Annotated in this window: 1 protein-coding gene; it reads left to right on the forward strand. The window is 39.6% G+C overall.

Annotated elements, in window-relative coordinates; genetic code table 11:
* Positions 1-1,670, forward strand: a 1,670-nt coding sequence (locus ASC44_RS00100; RefSeq protein ID WP_206542773.1) for a beta strand repeat-containing protein, incomplete at both ends; no start/stop codon positions are given.

A 1,670-nucleotide genomic window follows, 5' to 3' on the forward strand; every position in this document is an offset into this window, starting at 1 on the left:
GCTATCCCAGGTGATATTATTACGTTCACAGCAAGTTATATCTTAACACAAGCAGATATCAATGCAGGAACGATTAGTAATGAAGCCTTAGCCAGTGGAACAGACGCTAGCGGAACAGCAGTAACGGATGCATCGGATTCAGGAAACGCAGCCGATGATACAGGAGCAGATAATGATCCAACAACAAGTCCATTACCAACAGCAAGTAGTATTGCATTAACTAAAGGCGTAAGTGCTTTAGCAGATACTAATGGCGATGGTATATTAGGCGCAGGAGATCAAGTAACGTATACTTTCACAGTTGAAAACACAGGAAGTACAACGATTGATAATGTAAGTATAACAGATGCTACTATCGGATTAAGTAATGCAGTGGTTAGTCCATCAACATTACAACCAACCGAAACAGGAACAATAACATCAATATACACGATTACACAAGCCGATGTTAATGCAGGAACTGTAGAAAATACAGCAACTGTAAATGGAACAGATCCAAACGGAACAGTAGTAACAGATACATCAGATAGTACGAATCCAAATGATGACGAAGGTCAGCCAGGAAACAGTGATGCTGATGCAGATGATACTAATGATCCAACGAACTTACCAATCTTATCGACACCAGAATTAACATTAGTAAAAACAAGTTCATATGTAGATACCAATGGCGACGGATTTGTAAGTCCTGGCGATGCCATTAACTACACATTCGTAGTGACTAACACCGGAAACGTAACAGTAACGAGTATTGATGTTACGGATAGTAATTTAACACCAACATTAGTTGGAACGATTGCAAGTTTAGCACCAATGGCTAACCAGACCTTAAGTGCAAGTTATACCATTACGCAATCAGATGTTAATGCAGGACAGGTTATTAATACAGCAGTAGCAGAAGGCGAAGATCCAAACGGAAATACAGTAAGTGACGATTCAGATTCTGGAAATCCAGCAGATGAAACCGGATTAGGCGATGATGATACAGTAACACCATTACCATCTAGTTCGGAATTAACGCTTATAAAGAGTTCAACATTAGACTTAGCAACAAACACAATTACCTATACTTATACTGTTGAGAACACAGGAAACACTACCGTAAATGATATTACAGTAGCAGAAACAACGTTCTCAGGAACAGGAACAACGCCAACACCAATGTATACTGGAGGTGGTTTTGATTTAGACGGACAAGCAGATAATTTTGATGCCAATCCAGGAGATGTATTACAATTCAGTGCAGTCTACATGTTAACACAAGCAGATATTGATGCCGGAATAGTAACCAATGAAGCCTTAACAAGTGGAACGGATCCAAGTGGAGCAGCAGTAACGGATGCTTCCGATTCAGGAAATGCAGCCGATGATACAGGTGCAAATAACGATCCAACAGCAACACCAATCCTAGCAACACCAGCATTAACCTTAGTAAAAACAAGTACTTATGTTGATAATGCACCAATAGGATTAGATGTAAATGATCAAATCGATTATGTGTATACTGTTGAAAACACAGGAAACGTAACAGTAAACGATGTAACAGTTGGTGAAACAACTTTTACAGGAACAGGAACAACACCAAGTCCATTATATAGTATGGGAGGTGCAGATTTAGATGGCGATGCCGATGCTTTTGATGCTATCCCAGGCGACATCATTACATACTA

The sequence above is a fragment of the Lacinutrix mariniflava genome, assembly GCF_001418015.1.
GTDB classification, from domain to species: domain Bacteria; phylum Bacteroidota; class Bacteroidia; order Flavobacteriales; family Flavobacteriaceae; genus Lacinutrix; species Lacinutrix mariniflava.